This is a genomic window from Sphingorhabdus sp., assembly GCF_044374345.1.
In the GTDB taxonomy this organism is placed as follows: Bacteria; Pseudomonadota; Alphaproteobacteria; order Sphingomonadales; family Sphingomonadaceae; genus Sphingorhabdus_B.
Window position 1 is genome coordinate 21,455 of sequence record NZ_JBILOS010000007.1, and the last position, 19,480, is coordinate 40,934.

At 57.9% G+C, this 19,480-nt stretch carries 17 protein-coding genes; 4 read left to right on the forward strand and 13 right to left on the reverse strand.

The features are described 5' to 3' along the window. Positions 1–3 precede the first annotated feature (3 nt). The 3 genes from ACIQ5B_RS01475 (at position 4) to ACIQ5B_RS01485 (ending at position 3,988) form a co-directional block, all read left to right on the forward strand. Positions 4–1,521, forward strand: a complete 1,518-nt coding sequence (locus tag ACIQ5B_RS01475) for a BCCT family transporter (protein WP_397597466.1) — start codon at positions 4–6, stop codon at positions 1,519–1,521. 176 nt (positions 1,522–1,697) lie between these two features. After that, positions 1,698–2,687, forward strand: a complete 990-nt coding sequence (locus tag ACIQ5B_RS01480; RefSeq protein WP_397597467.1) for a LysR family transcriptional regulator — start codon at positions 1,698–1,700, stop codon at positions 2,685–2,687. Continuing rightward, entirely contained in the window at positions 2,684–3,988 is a 1,305-nt protein-coding gene (locus ACIQ5B_RS01485) for an alpha/beta hydrolase family protein (RefSeq protein WP_397597468.1), read from the forward strand. Before ACIQ5B_RS01480 ends, ACIQ5B_RS01485 begins: the two co-directional genes overlap by 4 nt. On the opposite strand, the gene ACIQ5B_RS01490 is transcribed toward ACIQ5B_RS01485, so the two are convergent. Genes ACIQ5B_RS01490 through ACIQ5B_RS01525 form a run of 8 tightly spaced genes read right to left on the reverse strand, consistent with a single transcriptional unit; the run spans position 3,972 to position 13,757 of the window. Then, complete coding sequence (locus ACIQ5B_RS01490) at positions 3,972–4,463, reverse strand: hypothetical protein (protein WP_397597469.1); 492 nt, start codon at positions 4,461–4,463, stop codon at positions 3,972–3,974. The two genes, ACIQ5B_RS01485 and ACIQ5B_RS01490, sit on opposite strands and share 17 nt — an antisense overlap. Then, on the reverse strand, positions 4,456–7,191 hold the full coding sequence (locus ACIQ5B_RS01495) for an FAD-dependent oxidoreductase (protein ID WP_397597470.1): 2,736 nt from the start codon (positions 7,189–7,191) through the stop codon (positions 4,456–4,458). The genes ACIQ5B_RS01490 and ACIQ5B_RS01495 overlap by 8 nt, the downstream gene beginning before the upstream one ends. After that, positions 7,188–7,451 (reverse strand): sarcosine oxidase subunit delta, encoded by a 264-nt coding sequence (locus tag ACIQ5B_RS01500; RefSeq protein WP_397597471.1) that lies wholly within the window; start codon positions 7,449–7,451, stop codon positions 7,188–7,190. Before ACIQ5B_RS01500 ends, ACIQ5B_RS01495 begins: the two co-directional genes overlap by 4 nt. After that, positions 7,451–8,707, reverse strand: a complete 1,257-nt coding sequence (locus ACIQ5B_RS01505; protein WP_183942246.1) for a sarcosine oxidase subunit beta family protein — start codon at positions 8,705–8,707, stop codon at positions 7,451–7,453. The genes ACIQ5B_RS01500 and ACIQ5B_RS01505 overlap by 1 nt, the downstream gene beginning before the upstream one ends. Beyond that, the gene (locus tag ACIQ5B_RS01510) at positions 8,704–9,840 is read right to left on the reverse strand and encodes an FAD-binding oxidoreductase (protein ID WP_183942247.1); all 1,137 of its coding nucleotides are present in this window, start codon (positions 9,838–9,840) and stop codon (positions 8,704–8,706) included. The genes ACIQ5B_RS01505 and ACIQ5B_RS01510 overlap by 4 nt, the downstream gene beginning before the upstream one ends. Further along, positions 9,837–11,300 (reverse strand): NAD(P)/FAD-dependent oxidoreductase, encoded by a 1,464-nt coding sequence (locus ACIQ5B_RS01515; RefSeq protein ID WP_397597472.1) that lies wholly within the window; start codon positions 11,298–11,300, stop codon positions 9,837–9,839. Before ACIQ5B_RS01515 ends, ACIQ5B_RS01510 begins: the two co-directional genes overlap by 4 nt. Further along, positions 11,300–12,559, reverse strand: a complete 1,260-nt coding sequence (locus tag ACIQ5B_RS01520; protein WP_397597473.1) for a cystathionine gamma-synthase family protein — start codon at positions 12,557–12,559, stop codon at positions 11,300–11,302. The genes ACIQ5B_RS01515 and ACIQ5B_RS01520 overlap by 1 nt, the downstream gene beginning before the upstream one ends. Beyond that, complete coding sequence (locus tag ACIQ5B_RS01525) at positions 12,546–13,757, reverse strand: aromatic ring-hydroxylating dioxygenase subunit alpha (RefSeq protein ID WP_397597474.1); 1,212 nt, start codon at positions 13,755–13,757, stop codon at positions 12,546–12,548. The genes ACIQ5B_RS01520 and ACIQ5B_RS01525 overlap by 14 nt, the downstream gene beginning before the upstream one ends. Before the next feature lie 192 nt (positions 13,758–13,949). On the opposite strand from ACIQ5B_RS01525, the gene ACIQ5B_RS01530 reads away from it, so the two are divergent. Next, a complete protein-coding gene (locus tag ACIQ5B_RS01530) occupies positions 13,950–14,849 on the forward strand; it encodes a LysR substrate-binding domain-containing protein (protein ID WP_397597475.1) in 900 nt (299 codons plus the stop codon). On the opposite strand, the gene fdhD is transcribed toward ACIQ5B_RS01530, so the two are convergent. The 5 genes from fdhD to ACIQ5B_RS01555 all read right to left on the reverse strand — a co-directional run. Beyond that, a complete protein-coding gene (fdhD, locus tag ACIQ5B_RS01535) occupies positions 14,797–15,597 on the reverse strand; it encodes a formate dehydrogenase accessory sulfurtransferase FdhD (protein WP_397597476.1) in 801 nt (266 codons plus the stop codon). The two genes, ACIQ5B_RS01530 and fdhD, sit on opposite strands and share 53 nt — an antisense overlap. Beyond that, positions 15,587–15,799, reverse strand: coding sequence for a formate dehydrogenase subunit delta (locus ACIQ5B_RS01540; RefSeq protein WP_397597477.1), 213 nt, complete (start codon positions 15,797–15,799; stop codon positions 15,587–15,589). Before ACIQ5B_RS01540 ends, fdhD begins: the two co-directional genes overlap by 11 nt. Next, positions 15,796–18,654: a formate dehydrogenase subunit alpha gene (gene fdhF / locus ACIQ5B_RS01545; RefSeq protein ID WP_397597478.1), complete on the reverse strand. Its 2,859-nt coding sequence runs from the start codon at positions 18,652–18,654 to the stop codon at positions 15,796–15,798. Before fdhF ends, ACIQ5B_RS01540 begins: the two co-directional genes overlap by 4 nt. Before the next feature lie 4 nt (positions 18,655–18,658). Next, positions 18,659–19,204 (reverse strand): molybdenum cofactor guanylyltransferase, encoded by a 546-nt coding sequence (locus ACIQ5B_RS01550; protein ID WP_397597479.1) that lies wholly within the window; start codon positions 19,202–19,204, stop codon positions 18,659–18,661. A 43-nt stretch (positions 19,205–19,247) separates the two neighbouring features. Next, positions 19,248–19,480, reverse strand: a 233-nt coding sequence (locus ACIQ5B_RS01555; protein ID WP_397597480.1) for a homocysteine S-methyltransferase family protein, incomplete at its 5' end; no start/stop codon positions are given.

Here is a 19,480-nt window from a genome sequence, read left to right on the forward strand (position 1 = left end):
GGGATGCATATCAATCCCGCTGTCTTTTTCCCGACGGCCATTATTGCGTTCGCGGTCATTTTATTCAGCCTGATCGCGCCTAAAGCATCGGCGGACCTGTTTGCGGGCTTGCGCAGTGGTGCGGTTGCCCATTTCGACTGGTTCTTCATGATGTCGGGCAATCTTCTGCTGATCTTTTGCGTCATTGTCGCACTTTCACCGCTGGGGAAAATCCGGTTGGGCGGCAAAGGGGCTACGCCTGATTATTCGCGATTGTCTTGGTTTGCGATGCTGTTTGGCGCAGGCATGGGCATCGGCTTGGTTTTTTATGGCGTGGGTGAACCCGTGACCCATTTCACGTCTTCAATGGCAGGCGGTCCTGCGGCGCCGTTGGGCGGCGCTGTTGGCGACGCACAAGCGGCGCGCAGTATCGCTATGGCGGCGACCATCTTTGACTGGGCATTGCATCCATGGGCCATTTTTGCGGTCACCGGTCTGGCGCTTGCGCTCTTTCGCTTTGATTTCAAAATGCCGTTGTCGATGCGGTCGGCATTCTATCCCTTATTTGGAAAGGCGGTTTGGGGCCGCACCGGCGACGTCATAGAAGTGCTTGCGGTCCTTGCGACGATCTTTGGGCTGGCCACGTCGCTTGGGCTTGGGGCGCAGCAAGCGATGGCGGGGATCGTCTATCTTTACGGCATAACGAGCTCGTCAGTAACGATCCTGGCGTTGATAGCGGTGATGGCCAGCATTACCTTTTTGTCGATCCGGGGTGGCATTGACCGCGGCATCCGCATTTTGAGCGAGGTCAACATGTGGGTTGCCTTTGCCTTGCTGGTGTTTGTCTTAACCACCGGATCCACGCTTCAGCTGATCGGCGATCTTGCGACCAATATCGTCAACTATCTCAAATTTCTGCCGGCATTATCAAATCCGGTTGGCCGCACCGACACCGGCTTTTACAATGATTGGTCGGTCTATTACTGGGCATGGTGGATCAGCTGGGCCCCATTTGTGGGCATGTTCATGGCGCGCATTTCATTGGGCCGGACGGTGCGTGAATTCATTGCCGGGGCCATGATCGCGCCCAGCCTACTGGGCATCTTGTGGCTAACGATTTTTGGGGATGCGAGCATTGCGCAAATCGTTGCGGGCAATGGTGCGGACTTGGCCAAAGCATCGCTGGATACGCAGCTATTTGTGCTGCTCGGCACTTTGCCTTGGGCGCAGTTAACATCCTTTGTGGCCATCGGCTTGATCCTGATCTTTTTCGTGACGGGCTGGGACTCGGGTACGCTGGTGATTGACACAATGACCGCGGGTGGACGCACCGATACGCTGCTGCGGCAAAAGACCATCTGGCTGGTCGCGGTTGGCGGTATTGGTATCGTTCTGTTGCTCAGTGGAGGCCTCACGTCGCTTCAGGCGGGTGCAATCGCCACGGGCTTGCCATTGGCTTTGGTGTTATTGTGCATGTGTCTGGGTACGCTGAAAGGATTGTTGGCGCTGCATCGCAATCCGGACTGTAGCGGGAACATATAAGCGGACATTTTGCAGCTGGGCCGATGTCCAGCAAAGTGATGCAAGCCTGCAACGCAGCCGGCGCATAATCTGGCTATGTCGAAAATGCATAGCACTATTACCGGCGGTCTCGGATAGCCATTAGCTGAGGTAATATTAGCCATGGGCTATGCCTGCACGCTTGGGAGGGTTGCTGCATGAAACTGCCACAAGAATTCGATCTGCACGCGCTCGAAGTATTCGTGATGACCGTCGAACTTGGCGGCATGTCGCAATGTGCGGCCCATTTGCAGGTGACACAATCGGCGGTTTCCCAAACCATCGCGAAGCTTGAGGCCGGCATAGGCGCGTCGTTGTTCGACCGCACGATGCGGCCATTGGGCCTAACGGCCAGCGGAAAGTCGCTGTTTGCGCGCGGGCAAAAGCTGATTGCGCACGCCAGATTGGCCTATGACGAAGTGCGTGAAGGCGCAAACTTGCCCATATCCAGCATTACGGTCGCGATGTCGTTCAGCCTTGCCAACCAACTGACCGCCCCGATTTTGCATAGCCTCGGTTCGCGGGCCGACCGGTGGAATATCCGCTCTGGCATCTCCATGGAGCATCAGGGCGAGTTTCTGGCGCGCGACATTGATATGCTCGTAACTGGTAGCTTCAATCTTGAGCATCGTGACACAGTCGAGCTGCACCCGGTGTTTGAGGAAAGCTTCATTCTTGTTTTTCCCAAAGATTTTCGGGAGCCGCTGGATCTTGTCGGCTTGCCATCGTCATTGCCGTTTATCCGCTTTTCGCGGCTTACCGGAACGGGGCAGCAGATTGAGCGTCAGATTGTCCGGATGAAGCTGAAACTGCCGCAGATGGTTGAAGTGGAATCGTCGCATCAGCAATTGGCATTGGTGGCAGCGGGGATCGGTTGGGCGATTACCACGCCGGTTTGTTTGGCGGCGGTTCCGGAACTGCTTTCCCAATTGCGCGCCGAGCCGATGACAAGGGGGCGGTTTTCACGGTCGGTCCAAGTCGTCGCGCGGATCGATGAATTGGGCAATATCCCCAGCCTAACCGCGGCCTTGTGCCAGCAGGTGTTGCAGGAAAAAATCTTCCCGCCGCTCATCGAGGAATATCCATGGATGGCACAGCAATTGGCGTGGCCGTCGGCGTCGGTCGAAGGCGCGGAGTTAATAGCATGATGCAGCGCGTTATCGCTTTCCTGCTGATATTGCTGGGTGCCCCTATCCACGCCAGCCCGCCCAGCGTGCCCGGCGCCGATGCGCCGGAGCTTGCGGCGTTGGGTGGCTATGGCGTTGGCTTTCGTTCCGTCACCTTCACGCATCGTGACCAGCCCGACGTGGAAAACGCACAAGCGGACCCCAGTAGCGTTCGCCTTGTCGACCGCAATGTGCAGGTGGACATTTGGTACCCTGCCATAGCGAAAAAGGGTTCCAAAACCGTCCTGTATCGCGGCAGCTTATGGGCAGAGCCACCGCTTCCGCCGGTCGCTTTCACGCAACAGGGTATCGCGGTTGAGGGCGCGCCTGCCGCAGGCCGCAAGCACCCCTTGGTCATTATAAGCCATGGCTATAGCAACAACCCGGCGGTTATGACCTGGTTGACCGAGAATCTTGCGTCAAAAGGCTATGTCGTCGCGGCGATCCATCATCGCGATCCAAACCCTTATGTCGTTGCACCAACCACGCGTGCTGCGCCGAATTTCAACCGGCCGCATGACATTGTATTTGCAGCAGCGCAGCTCCGCGCCACTTTGGGGGATTTGATTGCCCCGGATAATGTTGCGCTGATCGGCTATTCACAAGGTGGTTATGGGGTGCTCACCGCGGGTGGCGCAACACTTGACCCCGTGGGTCCGAATATGAAGCTGGTTGCGGGCGGGTGGCTGAAGAAATTCGCGCGCGGCAGTGCGGATGCTGACGCTATCAAAGTGCCAGGCGTCAAGGCCGTGGTGGCACTGGCACCGGCTGGCGGCGCACCGAGCAGCGCATGGGGGGCCGAGGGCCTCGCCGCGCTAACGGCGCCGCTGCTTCTGATTCACGGCGATAGCGACTTTACGGTTGACTATAAAACGGGCGCGCTGGCCGTCTTTGGTGGCGCTGTGAATGCCGACCGCTATTTGCTGACCTACAAGCAAGCAGGCCATGCAATCGCGCTCAATCCCGCGCCACCCGAAATGCGGGGTTCGCTGTGGGATATCGACTGGTTCGAAGACCCGATTTGGCGGCAGGACCGGATCAATGCCATCAACCTGCACTTTATTTCCGCGTTTCTGGCGGTGCATTTACGGGGCGATGAGAGCAAAAATGCGTATCTTAAAGTGGCCACGGAAAATTCAGATGATGGCGTGTGGAATGCGCCCGCCGGAACGCCATGGGGTGCGTATAGCCCGGGCGGAGAAAATGTTACCTTGTGGAAGGGTTTCCAGCAAAGGCATGCGCGCGGCATGACGCTTCTTTATGCGCCTAAAGCGTCAGATTGAGCGCGGCTGTCTTCCAAAAATGGATCATGGCTTCGCTGTAGCTGAGCGGAACATAGGCATGGCAGATATCGTCATCCACCACATGCAGGCGAACATTGACGTGGTCGATGATTGTTGACGCGCTGCATCCGGACGCGAAATTCGGGTTTTCCGCATCGAAAACGCCGCCTTCCATCAACAATGTGCGCCAGCCTTTTCCAGAAAGCTGCACCCGCACAACGCTGCCGCCAATTGCGGTGAGCGCACCGTCATCTGCCAATATGCCGGGTAGGGCCGACACATCGCCTTCGACCAACCACACGGTGGGTTCATAGCGGATCAGGCGGAGTGCATCACTGCCGTCAGAACGACCCATGGCTGGCAAGGAAAAGCCTGCCGCTTTCTTAAACCGTGCCGCAACAGACGCCGGGTTGCTCCATATCTCCAGAACATGAAGCGGCGCTGCGGGCAGCACTGTGATTGTTACATCAGTCACGATAACGCTCCCCGGCCGTGTCGTAGAAATGCGGTGCCACAACGCGGACCCGCGCCATTTGACCGCGCGTGGGCGAGGTTGCGATAAGCTCTTCGCCGTGCCGTGCAAAGCCGTCGGTCAATTGGCCAAGTGCAATCGACCCGCCTTCCAGTATCCGAAACGCAGCGGCGCTGACATGGCCTTGCGGCGACACGCCTTCGCCTGTGACAAGCATTGCGCCTTCGGGAATGTCACCCTCAATTGCTTCGAGCCCGACCAGTTGCCGTCGTCCGGCTTCGGACAAGGCAGGGCGCGATAGGCCGGACGCGCCAACATAGCCACCGGCCTTGTTGAGCATCTTGTCAAGCGCCAGATCATGCGGGGTCATCCGCCCGTCGACTTCACCGCCGACGACCAAATGGCCTTTTTCGATACGCAGGAATTCCATGGCCTCAAGGCCATAAAGTGCGCCGCCCTGCTTGGCGACCTCCGCCTCGCACGCAGCCCAAACGGGTGCGGCATGGCTTGCCTCGACATATATTTCGAACGCGCGTTCGCCGCTGTAGCTGGCGGCGAGGACAATCACCGGAACGCCGGCAATCATGGCCGGAACCGTCGACATATGGCGCGGTGGTTCCTCGCCAATCAATGCCGCCAGTGCCGCCTTAGCTTGCGGCCCTGCGACCGCAATTCCGGCATAATGTTCCTGCACATTGACGGCGGAGACGCGCAAATGCGGGCAGAGATATTGGCGGACATAGGAAATATGCGTCGCCATCCGGTCCGCGCCGCCGGTTGAGCTGGTCAACAGATAGCGGTTCTCGTCCAACCGCCAAACGGTACCGTCGTCGAAAACAAAACCGTCCTCGCGCAGCATGAATGTGTAGCGGCCACGTCCGACCGCAAGTTTGCCGACCGTCGTTGCGCAGATGATTTCCAGAAACGCGGCAGCATCCGGCCCGGACACTTCAAACTTCGCGAGCGTCGACACGTCCGTCATCCCGACATTTGAACGCACCGCTTTGGCTTCACGCATTGCCGCTTGCGCCAAAGTTTCGCTGCCTACCGGATAGGCACGGGGGCGGAACCAATATCCCAGCGGCTGCCAGATCGGGTTCTTCGCCGCGTGCACATCGTACAGGGCGAGGCGGCGGACATGCGCGCCCGCGTCTTTCGCGCCGGCACCGGCCAACAAGCCCATCGTAACCGGCGTATAAGGCGGACGGAATGTGGTCAGCCCGGCCTCGGGAATAGCCACGCCCTGCTTTTCGGCCAACCGCCCGAGCGCCGCCATATTGCTGAGCTTGCCCTGATCGGTCGCCATTCCGAGTGTGGTATAACGTTTGAGATGCTCAACCGAGCGATAGCCCTCGGCCCACGCCAGATCGACATCCGACAACGTCACATCATTCTGAAAATCGATGAAGCTTTTCTTTGGTGTGGAAACTGGGACAACATTGAACACGGGTTCGGGATTGGCGGCCCCGCCTATCGTCGTCACATTCTGACGCGATGCCGCTGGGACAAAGGCTTGCGCAGCATCGTTCCAATCGAGCGTGCCGCCTGCCTGCATATGCAGATGCACGACGGGTGTGAAGCCACCGGAAACAGCGATCAGATCAGCATCCCAGCTTTGGGTCAGGCCACTGACACGCGCGGTCACGCTTTTCAGGCAATGGCGCGCGCCTTTGGTCGAAAGCGGAACGGCGTTGTGATAGACTGGCAGGCCGCTGTCCGCGCCCGCCGGTGCTGGCCGTGCATCAAGAACGGCCACGATCTCAGCCCCTGCTGCCTTGAGCGCGTAGGCTGTTTTATACGCGTCATCATTATTGGTCGCGATCACCACGCGTTTGCCCGGGACGACGCCAAAACGATTCAGATAGGTCCGCACCGCTTGCGACAGCATTACGCCGGGACGGTCATTATGCGCAAAGGCCATCGGGCGTTCAATGCTGCCGGTCGCAAGTATCACTTGGCCCGCCCGCACATGCCAAAGCCGCTGTGCAACGCCGTGCGGCGGGATTTGGCCAGGTTCTGCTACGCGCTGCGTCAGCGTGACCAGATCATGCTCCCAATACCCAGACGCGGTGGTGCGGGTGAGGATGCGTCCGCCGGCGGCGCGGATGCGGGCTTGGGTCGCCTCCACCCAGGCACCATCGCGATCGTGGCCGTCGCGGATTAACGAGGCACCAAGAATATTGTCCTGTTCGACGAGGATGACGCGTTTGCCTGCTTCAGCGGCTTCGAGAGCGGCCGACAGGCCCGCTGGTCCGGCACCGACCACAAGCACATCGCAAAAGGCCGCACGTTGGCTAAAAAGGTCAGGGTCGGTCTTCGTCGGCGCATTGCCAAGACCCGCCGCTTTACGAATGAAATATTCGTAGAACATCCACCGTTTGGCCGAACCGAAAAAGGTCTTGTAATAGAAACCTGCAGACAGGGCAGGCGCGGCCAAGCCAAGTACCGCGCCGATATCGAATGACAGGTTCGGCCAGCGGTTCTGGCTTTTGGCGACCAGCCCTTCATACACAAAAACATCGGTGGCGCGGGTATTGGGCTCGGTGCGTCCGCCATCACCGATGGTGACGAGCGCGTTTGGCTCCTCAACGCCAGCCGTCATGATCCCGCGTGGACGGTGATATTTGAAGCTGCGGCCAACAAGGCCAATGCCGTTGCGCAAAAGCGCGGCAGCGAGTGTGTCGCCTTTTTCCGCTTGATAGGTCTTGCCGTCGAAACTGAAGTTTATCACGGCAGAGCCTCCGGACCAACGGCACGGGTGGCGCTGATTTCATTCGTCACGCGGTTGCGTGCGATGACCATCCATGCACGGCACCCATAAGTGTGCCGCCAGATTTCTTCATCAACACCGCGTGGATTGTTGCGTGTGAAGAGCGTTTTCATCGCTTCTTCGGGTGCAGCATCAAGCGACACCACCGCGTCTACGGTGCGTTCGTATATAAACTCCGCCTGATCGCGCGGGCCGCAATGGGGACAGGTGAACTGCATCATTAGCGACTGTTCGGCATTGGGCCGCTCCCTGTTTCATCGATTGTCGCGCCGCGTTCGAAACGGTCGAGCGCAAATGGCGCATTCAGGGCATGTGGTTTGCCGGTTGCGAGTGTGTGCGCATATGTCCAACCCGACGCCGGTGTCGCCTTGAACCCGCCATAGCACCAGCCGCCATTGAGAAAGAGGTTCTTCACCGGCGTTTCGCCAATGATTGGCGCACCGTCAAAGCTCATATCGGTCACGCCAGACCATGTCCGCACCATGCGCAGACGTGATAGCGCCGGGACGAGCGCCAGGCCCTGTGCCACGGCACGCTCCATCACCATCGGATTGCCGCGTTGGGCATAACTTGGCCAGTTATCAGGATCGCCGCCAAAGACGATGCCGCCCTTGTCTGACTGGCTGATATAGCAATGCAGGGATTGCGACATGATCACGCTGTTTATCATTGGCTTGACGCCTTCGGTCACCATCGCCTGCAACGTTTGCGATTCCACGGGCAGTTTAAGGCCCGCCAGCCCTGCGACATGGCCGCTATGGCCCGCAACGCAAATGCCGACGCGACCGGCATTGATCCGCCCGCGCGTGGTTTCCACGCCGACCACCGCATCGCCATCGCGCACAAAGCCTGTGACTTCGCATTTCTGGATGATGTCGACGCCAAGGCTGTCTGCGCCGCGTGCATAGCCCCAGGCGACGGCATCATGGCGGGCGGTGCCGCCGCGCCGCTGGATCAAGCCGCCCTCAATCGGGAAGCGTGCACTGCGTGACATGTCGAGCAACGGTTCCAGCTTTTGCACTTCGTCGCGGGTCATTAAATCGGCATCGATCCCGTCGCACCGCATCGCGTCGCCACGTTCGGCAAGCTTGGTCATATCCGCGTCGCTGTGCCCCAGAAACATTGCGCCGCGCGGGGAGAACATGACATTGTAATTCAACTCGTCGCTTAAATGCTCCCACATTTTCAGGCCGAATTCGAACAGGTCGTGCAATGGCTTTAGCCGGTAGTTTGACCGGACAATCGTCGTGTTCCGTCCGGTGTTGCCACCGCCTATCCAGCCCTTTTCGAGCACCGCGATATTTTTCAGGCCATGGACCTTGGCAAGATAATAAGCCGTCGCCAGCCCGTGCCCGCCGCCGCCGATGATGATGATATCATAATGCGATTTAGGCTCCGGATCGCGCCACGCAGGTTGCCAATGCTTCTGCCCGTTTAAAGCACCGCGCAGCAATCCGAAAGCCGAATATTGGCTCATGAAATCGGCATCCACCCGCGCTTTTCGCGCCAATCGGACTCAAGATTGTCGAAACGCGATAGTTTGAGGATATCGATATCGGCAAACGAACATTTTCCGTCGATCACCAGATCGCGGATCGCGTGACCCGACGCTGGCGATAGGCCGAAGCCGACGCTCGACATTGACGCAACCACGACATTGTCTGGGCTGGTGAGGCGGTCGATGATTGGACGGCCATCGGGCGAGTTTTCGATAATGCCAGCCCAACTGCGGATGACATTCAGATGCGCCGCCTTGGGCAAAAGTTCCGCCAATCGTTTCGCAAGGTTGCGGGCCAACGGCGTTGAAGGACGTGCGGCCGGACCAGTTGCGTCGACATCAAGCCATTCATGCGGGCCACCGCCATATGCAAGGTTCCCGCGCAGCGTTTGGCGGCCATAGATTTTATGGCCGTCAACGCCGCCAAGCGGCATCATTGGCGCAGGTTCCGTGATGATCATTTCCGCGCGGGCGGCTGCCAATGGCACGTTGACGCCAAGCTGTGCCATCAATTGCGGGATCTGCGGTCCAGCCGCCACCACGACGGCGTCACAGCCATAAGTGGCGTTCGCAGTCTTCACGGCCGTCACCTTGCCACCAGCGGTTTCAAAACCGGTTACCGGGCTGTGCTGAACGATTTTTCCGCCAAGATCCTGCAGAGCCCAAGCATAAGCCTGCACACTGCGCTGCGGGTTGGCATGTCCGCCAAATTTATAATGCACACCGCCAAAACAATTATCGCCTGCCAATGGCACAGCCTCTTGCACTTGTTTGACGTCCAGCAATTCCACCGGATGATTAAGCCGCGTGTGACGTTCAGCAATGAAACGATATTGTTCCCACTGCCGTTCGGTCATCGCAATCAGGATGCGGCCCTTCTGGTGCTCGGTCGGATAGCCAAGCAATTCGTCCATTTGCGGCCAAAGGCGCTGCTCTTCGTCAAACAATGGGCTCGAATAATGCGATGCACCGCCGCCATTACGTCCGGAGGCTTCCCAACCGACGATGAACTTGTCGAGTACTGTGACCTTGACCCCCGAACGCGCGAGCCACCAGCCCGCACTCAGGCCCGTAACGCCGCCGCCGACGATGACAACTTCCGAACCGCTCATGTGTACATCCCCGTGTAAAGCATCTGGCGATGCTCATCCTGATAAGGCGTGTTGATATCCTCAACCGGCACCCATTGGGTCGGGATGCCAAACCAGACATCCCATGCAGCGTCCATTTCCGCAGGCTCATCCCATTCAGCGAGGATTTTAAGCGGCAGCGGACGCACCGGCGCACGGTGGCTGGCGAGCGGGATTGAACCAAATGGCTTGTCCGCCTCAATCGCGAGCAACATTGCAACTTGATCGCGGCAACGGCGGCCTTGACACACGCCCATGCCCGCGCGCGTCAGACGCTTGATCTGGTCCGGATTGGCGGGGCCGTCCTGAAGTAAAGTGTCCAGCGAACGGGCACACATGGGCGCCGGGCGCGACAGGTAATTTGGTGGCTGCACGCCAATCAAATCGGCGCGCGTGACTTCTTCGCACTGGCAAATGATCGTGTCATCGGCGCTGATGTCCGATAGCGCGCGCATCCAGTCCATACGGTAAGCGATATGGTCGAAGCCGCTATCCGCAAGCCCCGCACAATCGCCCACGGCCATGACCGAAGGTTCGCCGGCCGGAATGTAACCGCCCCGTGTGGCGTTCAGCGCGCGGGGGCCGTGCATCGCATCCACCAGTTCGATGGACGGGATCAGGCCGATAGCGACGCAGATGGTATCACAGGCGATCTTCTCTCCGGACGACAGCGTAGCGCCTTCGACCCCGTTGATGCCGCCTGTTGCCGATGTAATGGTCTGTCCGCAGTGGATGGCGATGCCAGCGGCAGCAACCTTGGCGACCAGTTCGGAATTGCCTTGCGGTGCATCGCGGACTTCAATCAGGCCAACCACGTCGATACCGCGCGCCTGCGCCAATAGCGCCGTTTCGAGCGCGAGATCATGCGAGCCCAAGACCAAAATGCGCTGTCCGGCAAACGCCTCATAACGGGTAAGCAGCATTTGAAGCGCCGCAGCGCCCATGACGCCGGGCTGGTTCCAACCGGGGAAAGACATCGCCAAATCGCGTGCGCCGGTCGCGAGGACAATTTTATCAAAACCGACCAACCATGATCGTTCGGAATCGGCGAGGCCGACAACTTGCTGCGGCAGGCTGGCGACGCCGGGACCATTGCGGTAAACGCCCCATGCCGTTGTGCCGAGCAACAATTCGACCCCGGCATCCATTGCGGTTTCAAGCGCGGGCATGCTCATGAAAATAGCTTCGAGCATGCGTTCTGTATTCTGGGTCGCTGCGGTCATCCGCCCGCCAAAATATAGCGGTATATCATTGCCCATCAACGCGCCCGAAACGGGGTTTTCATCGACCAGCAGCACTTTGGCGCCGGCTTTGGCCGCGTCGATCGCCGCCGCGATGCCGCTTGGCCCCGCGCCAACAACCACGGTATCATAATGCGTTTCAGGAGCGCTGCGCGTTCCATTTATCGCGCATAAATCGGTTCCGGTAAAATTCAGTTCCATTACACCGCCTCCAGCGCTTGGCGCAAATCGCCTATTAAATCGTCAACATGTTCCAACCCGACGGACAGCCGGATCGTGCCATCGGTAATACCGCCTGCCAACCGCTGGGCGGGGGGGACCGCATAATGCGTCGTGCTCGCCGAATGGCAGATTAAAGTTTCCGAACCCCCCAGACTGACCGCTACCTTAAGCAGCTTTAATTGGTCAAGCATGCGGAAGGCCTCTGCCTCGCCGCCGTGCAGGTGGAACGAAAATGTCGAACCGGCTGCCTTGCACTGCCGGTCATAAACCGCGCGCCGGCGTGTGCCGGGTTCAAGGAAACCCAAATAGGTCACACCTGCGACCTTGGGATGATCGCGCAGAAATTCGGCAACACCGCGCGCGTTTTCCATCGCACGCTCGGTGCGCACCGCGACCGATTCTAATGAACGCAGGACAAGCCATGACGTGTAGGGATCGAGGTGATTGCCCCACGTCGTGCGTTGCATGCGCAGATGGTCGATCAATTCCTTGCGACCCGAAATCCCGCCGGCCAGCAGATCACTATGCCCGCCGCAATATTTTGTCAGCGAGGTCATGCATAGGTCGACGCCATGTTCGATGGGTCGCTGCGCAAATGGCCCGAGCAAAGTGTTGTCGACCACCACCAGCGGCCGGTGTCCTTGCTTTGCGCCCACTTCGTCCGCAATCCGTACCATCAGATCAAGATCAACGACGGCTGCGGTAGGGTTCGCGGGTGTCTCGGCGATGATAAGTTTCAACGGGCCCTTAGCCATCGCTTCATGAGCCGCTTTGCGGACATCATCTTCGTCCGTGCCATCGGTATAGGCGGCGACATGTGATCCGAATTGCGGCATGATGCTGTTGTAGAGCATATCGACGCCGCCATAGATCGGGCGGCCATGCAACACGCTGTCGCCGGGGCGGACATAGGCAAGCGCAATGCTGGAATGCGCGGCCATGCCGCTGGAATATGCAACCGCTTCTTCTGCGCCATCGATTGCCGCGAGGCGTTTTTCGAGGAAGTCCAAGCCTGGATGCCCCAACCGCGAATATATGTGGTTGGTTTCGCCCACCAGCGGTCCTGTGCCGTCGAAATAGGCCTCATGCACATTCTTGGCATGTTGCGCCGAGGGATAGACAAAGGTGGATGTCATGAAGATCGGTGGCTTGACCGATCCCATGCCCATTTCCGGGTCATAACCAAATGCGACTGCCAGCGTTTCGGGACGCAACCCCTTGATGTTATCCTTTGCCATGGGTTGCAATATAATCACGAGCCTTGTCGCAATAATAGTCCGTAAAACGCAACGCGAGCATTTCGGCTTCTTGCGAATAGGGGCCGGGGGTATAGCCGGGGCTGTTCACACCCACTTGATTGTTTTCGGCCAGCATCTTGTCTTCCAAATTTGTCATGGTCCACAATGAAATGAGTTTTTCGACGTCATAATCGACGCCTTCGACAGCATCTTTATGGACATACCATTTGCCGGTGACGTGGGTTTCATTGGGGCCAACGGGCATAGCGCTGAACATGAACACATGGTCCGCGGTGCAATGGACAAAACAGTGCGGATCAACTGCCCAGCGCATCGAACCGATATCGCCGTCATTGGCGTCGCACATCAGTTTTTGGGACAGGTGCTTCCCATCGCCCGATATCGAAACGCAGCCTTCGTTCAATGCAAAGCGCGCGATTTGCCAATAATGCCCCTCAACCGGGGTTTGCGGCAGGCCAAGCGCATCCATTTTTTCTTCGAACGCCATGACGCGTGCATCTTCGCCGCTATCAAAATGCTTCGACATTCCGACCGGAAATGTTTTGGACAGTTCGGGGTGGCCGGTGCTGCAGTGATAGCATTCGCGGCCATTCTCCATTACCAGTTTCCAGTTGGCATTTTCGACCAGAACGCTTTCGTACGCGAGCTTTGCGTCTTTCAGATTATGCGGCGCTGCATATTCGGCAAGCTTCGCGCTAAAGTCGTCAATGGGCGGCGGTGTTTCGGACAGGCAGATGAAGATCGCCCCTGCAACACATTCGATAGCGACAGGTTTTAGGCCATGTTCGGCTTTGTCAAAATCATCGCCCATCCGGTTTGCCGCAAACAAAGAGCCATCCAGATCATATGTCCAACGATGATAAGGGCACACCAGCTTTGGTGCGGTCCCGCTGCCGACGGCGCAAATCATGGAGCCGCGATGGCGGCAGCTGTTGTGAAAGGCGCGGATATCACCCTGACGATCACGCGTGATGATAACCGGCCATTTGCCGACCATCATCGAAAGATAGCTTCCGGCCTTGGGCAGTTCGCATTCGAGACCCGCCATAAGCCAGCTTTCGCCGTAAATAGCGGCCATATCGAAATCGAAGCTATCAGGATCCGTATAAAGACCCTGCGGTAAGGTGTGTCCTTCGCGACGCTGCTGGAACAGCGCGTCAATCCGCCCTAAGTCCATTTTTATGCCTTTGGTTAATTTTCCCCAGATTGGAGAATGGGCCACTTGACCGGTCTAATAAAATCGCATTTTCGCATAGCCCTATCTCAAAATGTAGGGCAGTGACGTCATTGGAAACCAATATGCTTTTGAAAGGTCGATTCCATTTCCAACCGCAGTAATATTAACCGTCGTTGGTTGCCGTTAAATGCCTTGCGCGCCTTTGAAGCGGTGGGCCAGAATTTGAGCTTCACAGGCGGCGCATCGGCGCTTTCTGTGTCGCAAAGTGCCATGAGCCGGCATGTCGGCGGGCTTGAGGAATTGCTGGGTAAGCAACTCTTCGTCCGCGACGCATCGCGCCTATTGCTAACCCCCGCAGGTGAAGAGCTGTTGCCCGTCGTCAGCAAATGCCTCGACCGGCTTGAGCAAACGATGAACTCGATCCGCAATGATGAAGTGACGAGCCGTTCGCTTCGGCTCCATGTGCCGCCATCCTTGTTGCAGCAGCTGTTCCTGCCGATGCTGCGCGATTTTCGCGCTGAACATCCAGACATCCGGCTTGATGTTTCGAGCGCGCATGTCACTGGTTTGCCAGCAACCGATTTCGATATGGCCATTGCCTATGATCGCCCGAATGTCGACGACCGGATTACCGACCTGCTTTGGATGGTCCGTGTCGCGCCGCTCTGTGCGCCCGCGACGGCCATTGCCAGTAAGGGCAAATCGCTGGAGGAATTTCTGGAAAGTCAGGAGCTGCTTCACCTGAAACTGGACGGAGAGCCGCGCGATCTTTTGTGGACGGCCTATCTGCGACAAAATGGGCTGACCATGGCCACGCATGGTGGTCTCGCGTTCGATACGACCATTGCCGCTGCGCAATATGCCATGGCCGCAAGTGGGGTATTTTTAGGCGACATAGATATGTTTGCCCGGGAAATCGCCGACGGGCGGCTCGTCATGCCATATGATGCAGTCATCGAAGACGGCTATGGCTATTATCTGAAACTCCACGCCGATGATTTGGGCGATCCCGCGATTTCCATGTTCCGCAGCTGGCTGATCAACCGGTTCGCGGCATTGCGGCAAGCGCCGAGTCTGCACGCGCTAGGCTGATCAGGCGAAGGCCGGATTTTTCCGCCACGTCGATCGCAAGGTCCGTCGCCGCCGATATCGTCACAAGCATTGGACAGTTGGCAAGAATAGCCTTCTGCGCCAGTTCAAGGCTGCAGCGCGCGGTCAAAATGATAAAGCCGGCTGCGATGTCTATGTGCGCGCGGGCAAGCGCCCCAATCAATTTGTCGAGTGCATTGTGGCGGCCAACATCTTCCCGCGTCATCAGGATAGAGCCATCGGGCCCACAGAATGCCGCTGCGTGCGCGGAACCTGTTTGGGCATTGAGTGTCTGATGTGCACGCAATGCCGATAATGCTGTAAACATCGCAGCGTCAGATACATCAATTTGCGCAGTGACCCGCGGCAAGGGGCGCATGACCTCTTCCAGATTATCCATGCCACACAGTCCGCAGCTGCTTTCCGAAACCCGCTGACGGGCGCGGGCAAAGACTTTTTCGGCATTTTCTGCTGGCACCTGAATCCGCAATATCCAGCCCAAGTCGGCCTTATGTGCGTCGACGGCCAAAATTTCGTCAGCGCGGCTAATCAGCCCCTCGGACATGCTAAAGCCAATGGCATAATCCTCAAGATCAACGGGCGTTGCCATCATCACGGCATAGCCGATGCCATTATATTCGATTGCGACCGGCGCTTCGACAATGATTCTGCGTTCTATGGTTTCGGTCACGCCCTGATCAGGCTTCAGCACGGAAAAATGGATTGGTTTTGAACCCTGATCAGGCACCATTTTGCGCGTCGGCCAATAAGGTGATGGCGGCTGCAGCAACCGGAGACAGGCCCGCGGTTCCGTGCGCAAAAATCATCTTTTTCATGCGCGGATCCCAGAATTGCTGAATATGATCGGCGACCGCAGATACGGGCGCAGCATCGGTCGCCAGATTGGTTGCAATCTGGTTCGCCATGTGGACGAGGCGTTCAACGCTGTTCATTCGGCAGCAATTCCGGTTTCGACCCGGCGCGAGCGTGTCGACAATGCTTCATATTCTTCCTGCCACTCGGTTGGCCCGTTCGATGCGCTAATCTGAACCGCGGTAACCTTATATTCGGGGCAGTTGGTTGCCCAGTCGCTAAAGTCGGTGGTCACAACATTCGCCTGCGTGACGGCATGGTGGAACGTAGTGTAGACGACGCCGGGTGCAACCCGATCGGTTACGGTCGCGCGTAACGTGGTTTCTCCCGCACGGCTCGCCAATTTAACCCAATCGCCCGATTTAACGCCGCGATCCTCGGCATCCACTGGGTGAATTTCTAGCAAATCCTCCGGATGCCAGGCGACATTCTCTGTCCGCCGCGTTTGTGCGCCGACATTATATTGCGACAATATACGTCCGGTCGTCAGCAACAACGGAAAGCGTGGTCCGGTTTTCTCATCCGTTGGGACATAATCTGTCACAACGAATTTGCCCTTGCCACGGACGAAGCCGTCAACATGCATGATCGGCGATCCATCGGGCGCGTCTGCGGTCACTGGCCATTGCAGCGAGCCGGCTTCATCGAGCCGTTCAAAGGATACACCAGCAAAGGTCGGCGTCAGCCGCGCGATTTCGTCCATGATTTCGGACGGGTGGGTATAGTTCCAATCCAGCCCCATCGCTTGCGCCAGCCGCTGCGTGACTTCCCAGTCCTCCAAACCGTTCATCGGCGTCATCACCTTGCGCACCGGCTGAATGCGGCGTTCGGCATTGGTGAACGTGCCATTTTTTTCAAGGAAGGTCGATCCGGGCAAGAAGATATGCGCGTAGTTGGCGGTCTCGTTCAGGAAAAGATCGTGGACAATGACACATTCCATCGCCGCCAACCCAGCCGACACATGGGCCGTGTTCGGATCGGATTGGAGGATGTCTTCACCCTGGCAATATAGCGCCTTGAATACGCCATCGACCGCGGCATCGAGCATGTTGGGTATGCGCAGGCCGGGCTCTGGATCCAGTGTCACGCCCCAGTCATCTTCAAACAATTTCCGCGCATTGCCATCGCTGATGTGGCGATATCCGGCAAGCTCATGCGGGAAGCTTCCCATATCGCATGCGCCTTGGACGTTGTTCTGGCCACGGAGCGGGTTAACACCGACACCCCGGCGGCCAATATTGCCGGTCGCCATCGCCAAGTTTGCGATAGCCATAACGGTCGAGCTGCCTTGCGAATGTTCGGTGACACCAAGGCCGTAATAGATCGCTCCATTGCCACCTGTGGCATAAAGCCGCGCGGCTGCGCGAAGCTCTTCGGCATCCACCAGCGTTACCGGCTGCAGATTTTCGGGGCTATTGCGGGCTTGCGAAACGAACTCGGCCCAATGGCTATATTCGTCCCAGTCGCAACGCTCCCGAATGAATGCCTCATCGGCGAGGCCCTCGGTCACGATAACATGGGCCATCGCCGTCAGCACGGCAACGTTCGTGCCGGGGCGAAGCGGAAGATGGTGCTGCGCCTCGATATGCGGCGAACGGACAATGTCGGTACGGCGCGGGTCGATGACGATCAACTTTGCACCCGGGCGACCATCCTGTCCGCGCAAACGGCGCTTCATCCGGCTGGCAAATACCGGGTGTCCGTCGGTGGGGTTGGCCCCGATGATCAGGATGACGTCGGTGTCTTCCACGCTGTCAAAATCCTGCGTTCCCGCGCTTGTGCCAAAGGTTGTTTTGAGGCCGTATCCCGTGGGCGAATGACATACGCGGGCGCAGGTATCGACATTGTTATTGCCAAAGCCTGCCCGGATAAGTTTTTGCACAAGGAAGGTTTCTTCATTGGTGCAACGGCTCGAGGTGATTCCCCCAAGGGCATTGCGGCCATATTTCGCGCTAATCCGTTTTAGTTCGGACGCGGTGTAGGCAAATGCTTCGTCCCATTCGACTTCGCGCCAAGGATCGCTGATCGACTTGCGGATCATGGGCTTCAATATGCGTTCCTGATGCTGTGCATAGCCCCAGGCAAAACGGCCCTTTACGCAACTGTGGCCACGGTTGGCCTTGCCGTCTTTGTACGGGACCATCCGCACCAGTTGTTCGCCCCGCATTTCGGCGCGGAAGGTGCAGCCAACACCGCAATAGGCGCAGGTCGTGACGACGCTGCGTTCGGGTGTGCCGACTTCGACCACTTTCTTTTCAACCAATGTCGCCGTCGGGCAGGCTTGCACACAAGCGCCGCAAGACACGCATTCCGACTCGAGGAAATTGTCGCTCGCGAGACCTGCCGAAATCTTTGAATCCCAACCCCTGCCTTCCATCGTCAGCGCAAGGGTGCCCTGCACTTCGTCGCAGGCGCGGATGCAACGCGAACAGGCGATACATTTGCTGGGATCAAAATCGAAATAGGGATTGGAGTGATCTTTTTCCTGCCCCAGATGCGTAGCCTGCACGTCATAACGGACATCGCGCAAACCAACGGCGCCTGCCTGATCCTGCAATTCACAATCGCCATTGGCGGCGCATGTCAGGCAATCGAGTGGATGGTCGGAGATATAAAGCTCCATCACGCCTTTGCGTAATTTTGCCAGATGCGGGGTTTGCGTGCGTACAACCATGCCGGGTTCAACTGGGGTCGTGCAACTCGCTGGGGTCCCTCGGCGGCCATCGATTTCGACCAAGCACAGGCGGCATGATCCGAAGCTTTTAACGCTATCGGTGGCGCATAATTTGGGGATCGACGTGCCTTGTTCCGCAGCCGCACGCATGACGCTTGTCCCTGCAGGCACAGTTACATTGCGGCCGTCAATCGTAAGCGAAACTGTTTCGTCCGAACGGCTTTCCGGGGTCCCAAAATCATTTTGCGGCTGGTATGTCATATGTCTACCTTATACCCATATTCGACCGTTGAGCAGCATATTGTGCCAGCTCCCGGGGTGTATTCAAGTTGTGAAAAACATCTGCGGATGTGATTGCTTGTGCGCCGGATACAGCAATCCAGCTGCGCATAGATAGATTATCCTGATGACGCAGATGTCTGTCCAGCAATGGCGCAAGCGCGACCGGCCACACGCCAAACAGATAATGCCCATCGATATAGACGGCGCGTTCAGAAGGGCGATCTATCGGAAATTGCGACACGGGTACGACATCGCAACCAGCGGTCACGACCGCATCAAACCCGTTTTGCTGGGCATAATGCAGCGCCGCATTCAGGCCACCCAAAGGCCCCATGTCCGCGAACGGCCGATCTTCGACCCAATCCATTCCACGCCAAGCGCGTCCACAGACAATCAATTTGTCGACCTGATCGCGCAAGCCATCGGCGACATGTTCGATGAGTGGTTGGCCGTTCAGCAAGGCGGCTGCCTTGTCTGCGCCAAAGCGCGTAGCCTTGCCGCCAGCGATGATCGCGCCCAGCCGCTTCATGCAAAATCCAATGAATAATGGTCCATTGCCGCGTGCCGGTCGGTCATGACAGACCGTCCCTCAGCGCGCGGATATGTTCCGGGCCTATTCCGCAGCACCCACCGACCATATTTGCGCCTGAGGCCACCCATTTTTGTGCCCAGTCCAAGTAGCGGGGCGGATCAAGATCTGCGCGAATCTCTCTAAAGCCGCCATTGGCGGGCACTTCCTCATCGGCGTGGGCAAAACCATTCGCATATACGCCAATCGCGATCGATTCTGTGCCCAAAGCCTGCT

Excerpts from the sequence above, each read along its gene's own strand:
- ACIQ5B_RS01475 (WP_397597466.1), top strand. The coding sequence starts at position 4 with ATGCATATCAATCCCGCTGTCTTTTTCCCGACGGCCATTATTGCGTTC.
- ACIQ5B_RS01480 (WP_397597467.1), top strand. The coding sequence starts at position 1,698 with ATGAAACTGCCACAAGAATTCGATCTGCACGCGCTCGAAGTATTCGTG.
- ACIQ5B_RS01485 (WP_397597468.1), top strand. The coding sequence starts at position 2,684 with ATGATGCAGCGCGTTATCGCTTTCCTGCTGATATTGCTGGGTGCCCCT.
- ACIQ5B_RS01500 (WP_397597471.1), bottom strand. The coding sequence starts at position 7,451 with ATGATGCAGTTCACCTGTCCCCATTGCGGCCCGCGCGATCAGGCGGAG.
- ACIQ5B_RS01505 (WP_183942246.1), bottom strand. The coding sequence starts at position 8,707 with ATGAGCCAATATTCGGCTTTCGGATTGCTGCGCGGTGCTTTAAACGGG.
- ACIQ5B_RS01510 (WP_183942247.1), bottom strand. The coding sequence starts at position 9,840 with ATGAGCGGTTCGGAAGTTGTCATCGTCGGCGGCGGCGTTACGGGCCTG.
- ACIQ5B_RS01515 (WP_397597472.1), bottom strand. The coding sequence starts at position 11,300 with ATGGAACTGAATTTTACCGGAACCGATTTATGCGCGATAAATGGAACG.
- ACIQ5B_RS01520 (WP_397597473.1), bottom strand. The coding sequence starts at position 12,559 with ATGGCAAAGGATAACATCAAGGGGTTGCGTCCCGAAACGCTGGCAGTC.
- ACIQ5B_RS01525 (WP_397597474.1), bottom strand. The coding sequence starts at position 13,757 with ATGGACTTAGGGCGGATTGACGCGCTGTTCCAGCAGCGTCGCGAAGGA.
- fdhD (WP_397597476.1), bottom strand. The coding sequence starts at position 15,597 with ATGGTGCCTGATCAGGGTTCAAAACCAATCCATTTTTCCGTGCTGAAG.
- ACIQ5B_RS01540 (WP_397597477.1), bottom strand. The coding sequence starts at position 15,799 with ATGAACAGCGTTGAACGCCTCGTCCACATGGCGAACCAGATTGCAACC.
- fdhF (WP_397597478.1), bottom strand. The coding sequence starts at position 18,654 with ATGACATACCAGCCGCAAAATGATTTTGGGACCCCGGAAAGCCGTTCG.
- ACIQ5B_RS01550 (WP_397597479.1), bottom strand. The coding sequence starts at position 19,204 with ATGAAGCGGCTGGGCGCGATCATCGCTGGCGGCAAGGCTACGCGCTTT.